A 6871-nucleotide genomic window follows, 5' to 3' on the forward strand; every position below is an offset into this window, starting at 1 on the left:
AAGAAAATTTTAAAATATTAATTAGAAACCTAAGAACTGCCAAAAATGCCAAACTTAAAATTCAAACGTCTGCTGATTCTATCAAATTCAACAAAATCAGCAAATCAATTCGAATTCAGCGAAACTTTGAATCTAATAACGGCAGTTGATAATAGTGTAGGTAAATCTACATTGGTTAAACTATTGTTTTGGGGTGTTGGATGTGAACCAACTTTGGATACAAATTGGAGTACAACTGATAGCAAAACTATTGTCGAATTTAGTGTTGAAACTGAAAATTATATCGTCAAGCGATACAAAAATCAAATTTCTCTCAAAATCAATGACAGTGATTTTGTTGATTACGAAAAAATAACTGGAGAATACTCTGAAAAAATAGCTGAGATTTTAGAATTTAAAGCTCTTCTTCCAAATCGTAGTTCAGGTTTAATGGAAACCCCACCACCTGCGTTTTATTTTTTACCCTTTTATATTGACCAAAAAAGAAGTTGGTCAAAAGCTTGGGACAACTTTGAGAAATTAGAACAATTTTCCAGCTGGCGAAGTACAATAATAAAGTACCACGTAGGATTACTTACGCCTAAACATTTTGAACTTGAAAGTGACAAAGCTGAGAAGAAGGATACGAAAAAAGTTGTGCAGACTCAAATCGATAGAATTGAAACAACTTTAGAAGTAGTTGAAGAATATATTCCACATATTACTAATGCAACAACTGAAGCAAAAGAATTCGAAGTATTAACTGAAGAAATTAAAGTTGATTTAAAAAAATTACAAGAAGAACAAGAAAAAATACTTAGCCAATTAACCTCTCTAAATGGTGATAGAGTATATCTAGAGCAACAACAAATAATTACTGAAAAAATCATTTCGGAACTCGATAAAGATTACAAATTTACAATTGAAAATATAGAAGAAGATGAAGTAGAATGTCCTTTATGCGGCATTGTCCACGAGAATTCAATAATAAATAGAACTTCAATAATGACGGACAAAAGTCAAGCGGAGAATCAATTAGAATCGATTGTAACTGAACTTGACAAGATTAACAAAAAACTTAGTAATGCTAATATCAATTTAAATAAAGCAAGAGAAAGCATTCTTCAAATAAATGAGAAATATGTTATAAATGAGGAACTACAAGTTTCTCAAGAAATCGAAAATGAGAATTCTGAAAAAAGCGATGAAATAGAACATAGAGATTTTAATTTTAATCAAATCATAGAAAACATTGCTGGTAATTCAATTAAACAGAATGTATTAAAAGATAAAATTCAAAAAGTTAATTCTGTAGACACACTCAAAAAAGACATAAGGGAAATAGGTAAAGAACAAAAAGGTTTAATTACTCTTGAAGATATAGAAAGCATTAACAGCTCATTCAGTTCAATTTTTTCTGATTATATAGAATTACTAGATGCTGAAGCAGTTAATATTTCTTCAATTGATTCGCCCCTAGATTATAATAAAGTGATAAAAGAAGGTGGAGCTGCTGAGGGTTCTAGAGCCATTTTAGCATATTATTTAAGTGTTTTTACAATGGTTGAAGAGTTTGGAAATGAAGTCAAATCTGCATTAGTAATTGACACACCTAATCAACAAGAACAATCTGACACTAACTATGAGAAGATAGTAAACTTGCTGACTAATAGAACATCCGAAAAAACACAAATTTTATTGTGTGCAATGGAGAATGAACATTTAGACCAATTCAAGAAAAAGGCTAAAATTATAACCTTGACAAAAGACAGATTAATGCTGAAATCAGAGTATGAAAAAGTTAAAAAAGTATTCGATGACAAATAAAACCCAGCTGCTAACAATGTATATAAAACATAGCTAATATAGGCTTTCCGAAAGGTTTGTGTGTATTTTCGAAGACCGCCAAATTTTTAAATTTGGCTTTTAGTAAAATAAAGATAAAAAGAAAAATTTAAAAATTCGGCTCGTGTATAATCCGAAGAGTTAGCGTCTATTTACACGCTACGTTTCATATACTAGACGTTATATGCAAGCCGAACTAAACTCTTATAATTATTTTAATGGTTGACAAACAAAACTTCAATGGGAATCGTGGTGAGTCAAGAACGAAGGCTATCCTAAGCGAATATTTCTATGTAAATGAAAGAAGTGTTGATATAGATGGTGCAGATTTCATTGTAGAAATTCCATTTAATAGTATTCAAGAATTTAGAAAATTCAAAGAACAAGGTATAGTACAAGCAAAATATTTTGAAAACCAAAATGAAGTTAAAATTGCTAAAGAATATGTTGAAGATATTGACACTCTAAGAACAAACTTTTTTGCATTTCTTCATACAAACGATGAGGATGGAAACAAAGTCCATTATTTCTTTTCTTCAAGTCAGATAAAGAAGGAGTTTAGATTAAGAAAAGATAAAAAAACCTTAAAAGAATACTACATTTTTAGTTTAACAAAAACTAAAACATTCAATAATTATAAAAATCTAACTGATAAAATAATTAGTAGGTCGATTAAAAATGGAATCTTAACAACTGAAGAATATTCTCGTCAAAAATTAATCCGAGAAGTTGAAGAAAAACATAAAAATCCAAAAAAGCCTGTATACGAAAATAGCAATTTTGAGCTATTCAAAAGTATTAAAGACAAGCATATAATTGACCAGTTATATATCTGTTTAAATCAATATAAAAAGTTTAGACGAATTACATCTTGGCGTTTAATTGACAAAATTTCTTTTTCAAGAAAAATTAACACAAGAACTTACTACAATGGTTTTAAGTTAGATACTAATCATGAAGATATATTGACATTTTTTTCATCTATAGAGGTTAATGAAAAAATTAAAATTAAAGACAAAAAGTTCATATCAAATGTAGAAGATGCTGAATTTAAAATTGATAATATTATTAATACTCTTAATAATAATTTAATCATTCAAGTAAAAAAAGGAGTGACAAACGAAAAAATAGATATACAGATTAAAAAAACTAAAGTCTGTAATTGCATAAACTGCTCTTATAAAAAATTAAACTTTGCACACATTGCAAAAACAGTTTCAAAACTAGAAGCTGATTCAAATAATCTGTGGGAATCACTACAACAATCTCTTGGATTAATTAGGATAGGAGACTATGATAAAGCTAAAATATTACTTGAGGATACCTCATTGAAAGCAAAAGAAAATAAAGAACCTGTTATATATTTTGTCTCAAAACATAACCTACGTGATATTGCATGGAAAAAATGGGAAGATAGCATTCCAGATATTGAATTAGAATTAGATAAATTAAATATTTCATCTGAGCACTTCTCAATTCTAACATCTATTAATAATGGCAAATTAACCAATGATTATGCTAATGCAATAGATGAAATCTACACAAAAATCAAAGATTATAAACAACGAAAAAGTGTAAATGATACATCAAGTTTAACATGGAAGTTGTATTACAAATATGGTGAGTATGTTAATCTAATGGAGGGAAATTATTTAACAACATATAAAGGGCATAATACTTTGACTGAAAAAGTAGTCGAAAGTTTTATCATTTCTCATTCAATGAATAATGAATTTTCAAATCACTTTGAAAGATTCAATGATTTTATAATAGAGAGTATAATTCATAACTGTGAGCCTTCTAATCTTCTAAAGTACTTTCAAAGAAACAAAATAAATGAAATTCCTTATAAATCAGAAACTAATTACCTAAACGTTTCTTTATCAAATTTCTTTTCTTCAGCAAACATTGACTATTTGCAATCAGAAATAATTTACGTCGATTATAAAACAAAAAACATAGATTTAAGAAGGACTACAGAAAGAATATTTGAAAACCTATGTATACTTTTAACTTATGTAGAAATAGATTTCGAAAAAAACCTACTTGATGAAATAATTGTGTTTATCAAAAAATTAGATTTTTCGACTCACGAATTATCAATTCTTGCACATCCTTTACTAAAAAAATCAGACGCTTTTAAAACTAAACAGATTTTAGATTTAATTAAAACGTTAATAGAAAAAAAGCTAACTAAAGGATATCTTATAACAAATGCTATTTACGCACTAAATCAAAAAAAATATTTTTTTGATGACCAAAGTGAAGATTTATTGATTAAAATTATTGAATCGACTATTGAAAGTCCAGAATATGGTACTTTAAAAGCATTAAAGAATTCAGTTTCTAAAAAACACAAAGAAATACTTGATTTGACAATAAAGAGGTCATTAGATAATCAATTCAATAGCGAACTATTTTATCAAGCCATTATTAGTGAATCAATTCAAATCACAAAAGTATACGTAAAAGAATATATTAAATCTTATGAGAAAATAATTAATGGAGCACCAGCTATTGTTTTTAAGAACGTAAGCCCAAATACAGGTATTGCTCATAAATTCAGAATTCCTTTAAACAATTTAGTTACAATCATTTATAAACTAAATGATAAAACTATTTTAAATAATAGTACTCTAAAAAAAATAAAACTTTTTGACCCATACTATAGTTTCATATTAGACTTAGATAATTATACTATATCTGATAAGTTTAACATAAACTGGTTACTTGAAAATGAATCAAAAGTAGTTCTAGAAAGAATTGCGAAAAACAATGCTCTGAATGTTAAGTTAAAGGAAGAATTATCATGCGAATATCGTAAAGACTTAGGTAAATTATTTATCAATCATTTCACTAAATAGATATATTAAAAGCCAGCATATAACAAGGTATAAAAAACATAGGGCGTTTGTGCTTAATCGAATGTTCTGCACATATTTACAAAGTCCGCTAAATATAAAATTTGGCATTTATAATAGAAAAGATAAAAGCAAAATATTTATATTTAGCTAAGTAATAAACCGAAACGCAAGTGCTTACCACCTGCCCTACGATTTCTTATACTTATCGTTGTAAAACATTTAAAGAAAACGATGAAATTAATACTAAAAATAATAAAATGGATTGGTAAAATTTTTGCTGGACTTATAATTCTAATATTGGTATCTGGATTATGTTTCCGACTATTTAGTTCAAAACCAGTTCCACCAGGAAAATTAGTTAATGTTGATGGAACTAAACTTCACATAAGAGCAGAAGGTCCAAAAAATGAATTACCAACTATTATCCTTGAATCAGGTGCAGGAAATGATACAGATGTATTTCATTGGGTTGCTGAAGGATTGAAAAAAAGTTTGAGAGTTGTTCGTTATGACAGGGAAGGAAAATGGTTTAGTGAACCAAGTAAAGACAGTATTACATCAGAATTTTATGCTCGCCAATTACATAAATTACTAGAAAAGAATGGTGAAAAACCACCTTATATATTAGCAGGTCACTCTATGGGTGGTCCTTATAATCGAATATTTAGAGACCTATATCCAAATGAAGTAAAAGCAATGGTCTTTATAGACTCAAGTCATCCAGAACAATGGAAACGATTAGCCGAAAATGGGTTATTTGAAGAAAATCAAATTGGTCTCATAAAAACTCTTGCAGTCCTTTCCGATATGGGACTAATGGGAGTTTATAATTCATTAAGAAGCCGAAAATCTATAGATGAGGATTTACCAAAAGATTGCCAGAATCGTAAACACAATCTTACTTCTTATTCCGGAAAAGTTTATCGTAGATATCTAAAGGAAAATCGTATAAATAATGATATTCTTTTACGGGCTAGTCAATCAAGTAGTTTAGATTCATTACCTGTTTTAGTTTTTACAGCAAAAGAACAATACGGAGATTCTCAAATATGGTACGAAATGCAAAAAGAACTGAAAGAACTATCTACTAAAGGAAAACAGTTTTATATGGATGCAAATCACGGTTCTATAATTACAAAAAAAGAAAATGCTGAAATAATTAATAAAGAAATATTATTAATAGCTGAAACCAATTGAAAGAAAAAAACGTTTTACAACACCGTATATAGCTCATAGCTAATTAGTTGCTTAAACGAAGTTAGGGCGTATTTGGAAAGTCGCCAAATTTTTAAATTTGACGACTTTCCAGTAAAAAAAATAAATAGTAAAATTTAAAAATCTGGCTTGTACTTAACCCGAAAATAATTGTTTAATTTACACGCTACGAGCCATATACAAGACCGTTAGCGGCAAGCTCAAAAAACGACAAGTACACAAATTTAAAATCTTTAGCAATGGAAAAAATAACCAAAGAATTGAAAGTTGGAATTGCGAAAGACAAAGCGTTCCGAAAATTTTTGAATGAACTTAACGAATGGTGGCCTAAAGAATACACTTGGTCGCAGGACAAACTAAAGGAAATTCGGATTAACGGACAGAAAGACGGACTTTGTACTGAAATAGGACCTTACGGATTTCGCTGTGATTGGGGCCGTGTAACGGAACTGACCGAAAACGAAAAAATAAAATTGAAATGGCAGATAAGTCCCAAACGAGAACCGGTTCCCGACCCTGAAAAGGCAAGCGACATAGAAATTGGTTTTAAAGACAATAAAGGTTTGACAACGGTGGAATTTGTACACCGGAATTTTGAAAATCACGGAGAAGGTGCTGAAGATTACCGAAACGTGATGAACGGAGAACAAGGTTGGGTTTATATTTTGAATGCTTATAAGAAATATTGCGAAATGTGAGCTTTAATTAGATCGATAAAAATCAATCAAATGAAGACAATATTATTTATTCAAGGCGGTGGAAACGGTGGATATGAAGCTGATAAAAAATTAGTTGCTTCTCTGAAAAATGCTTTGGAAAAAAAATATGAAATAGCCTATTCTGAAATTCAATCAAAAGAAACTGAATCAGATTATGGATGGACGAAGCAAATTTGTAAGCTTCCCCTAAAATCGAACTGTTTAAAAGTAGAATAATAATTTTTAAATTTGAACAGTATTATGAGACGA

The 6871-nt window shown here is 29.0% G+C and carries 5 protein-coding genes; all 5 read left to right on the forward strand.

What is annotated here, in order from left to right; genetic code table 11:
* The first annotated feature begins 45 nt into the window (after positions 1 to 45).
* Positions 46 to 1806 (forward strand): hypothetical protein, encoded by a 1761-nt coding sequence (locus Q4566_RS16200; protein WP_303423466.1) that lies wholly within the window; start codon positions 46 to 48, stop codon positions 1804 to 1806.
* Between the two features lie 236 nt (positions 1807 to 2042).
* Complete coding sequence (locus Q4566_RS16205; RefSeq protein ID WP_303423468.1) at positions 2043 to 4688, forward strand: hypothetical protein; 2646 nt, start codon at positions 2043 to 2045, stop codon at positions 4686 to 4688.
* A 231-nt stretch (positions 4689 to 4919) separates the two neighbouring features.
* The gene (locus tag Q4566_RS16210) at positions 4920 to 5885 is read left to right on the forward strand and encodes an alpha/beta fold hydrolase (RefSeq protein ID WP_303423470.1); all 966 of its coding nucleotides are present in this window, start codon (positions 4920 to 4922) and stop codon (positions 5883 to 5885) included.
* A 257-nt stretch (positions 5886 to 6142) separates the two neighbouring features.
* Complete coding sequence (locus tag Q4566_RS16215) at positions 6143 to 6601, forward strand: SRPBCC domain-containing protein (protein ID WP_303423472.1); 459 nt, start codon at positions 6143 to 6145, stop codon at positions 6599 to 6601.
* 30 nt (positions 6602 to 6631) lie between these two features.
* Positions 6632 to 6838: a hypothetical protein gene (locus Q4566_RS16220; RefSeq protein ID WP_303423474.1), complete on the forward strand. Its 207-nt coding sequence runs from the start codon at positions 6632 to 6634 to the stop codon at positions 6836 to 6838.
* Positions 6839 to 6871 lie beyond the last annotated feature (33 nt).

This window comes from Tamlana sp. 2_MG-2023, from assembly GCF_030548465.1.
Classification (GTDB): Bacteria; Bacteroidota; Bacteroidia; order Flavobacteriales; family Flavobacteriaceae; genus Pseudotamlana.

Bases quoted from the DNA above. Each gene is read 5' to 3' on its own strand.
- Q4566_RS16200 (WP_303423466.1), top strand. From the start codon at position 46: ATGCCAAACTTAAAATTCAAACGTCTGCTGATTCTATCAAATTCAACA.
- Q4566_RS16205 (WP_303423468.1), top strand. From the start codon at position 2,043: ATGGTTGACAAACAAAACTTCAATGGGAATCGTGGTGAGTCAAGAACG.
- Q4566_RS16210 (WP_303423470.1), top strand. From the start codon at position 4,920: ATGAAATTAATACTAAAAATAATAAAATGGATTGGTAAAATTTTTGCT.
- Q4566_RS16215 (WP_303423472.1), top strand. From the start codon at position 6,143: ATGGAAAAAATAACCAAAGAATTGAAAGTTGGAATTGCGAAAGACAAA.
- Q4566_RS16220 (WP_303423474.1), top strand. From the start codon at position 6,632: ATGAAGACAATATTATTTATTCAAGGCGGTGGAAACGGTGGATATGAA.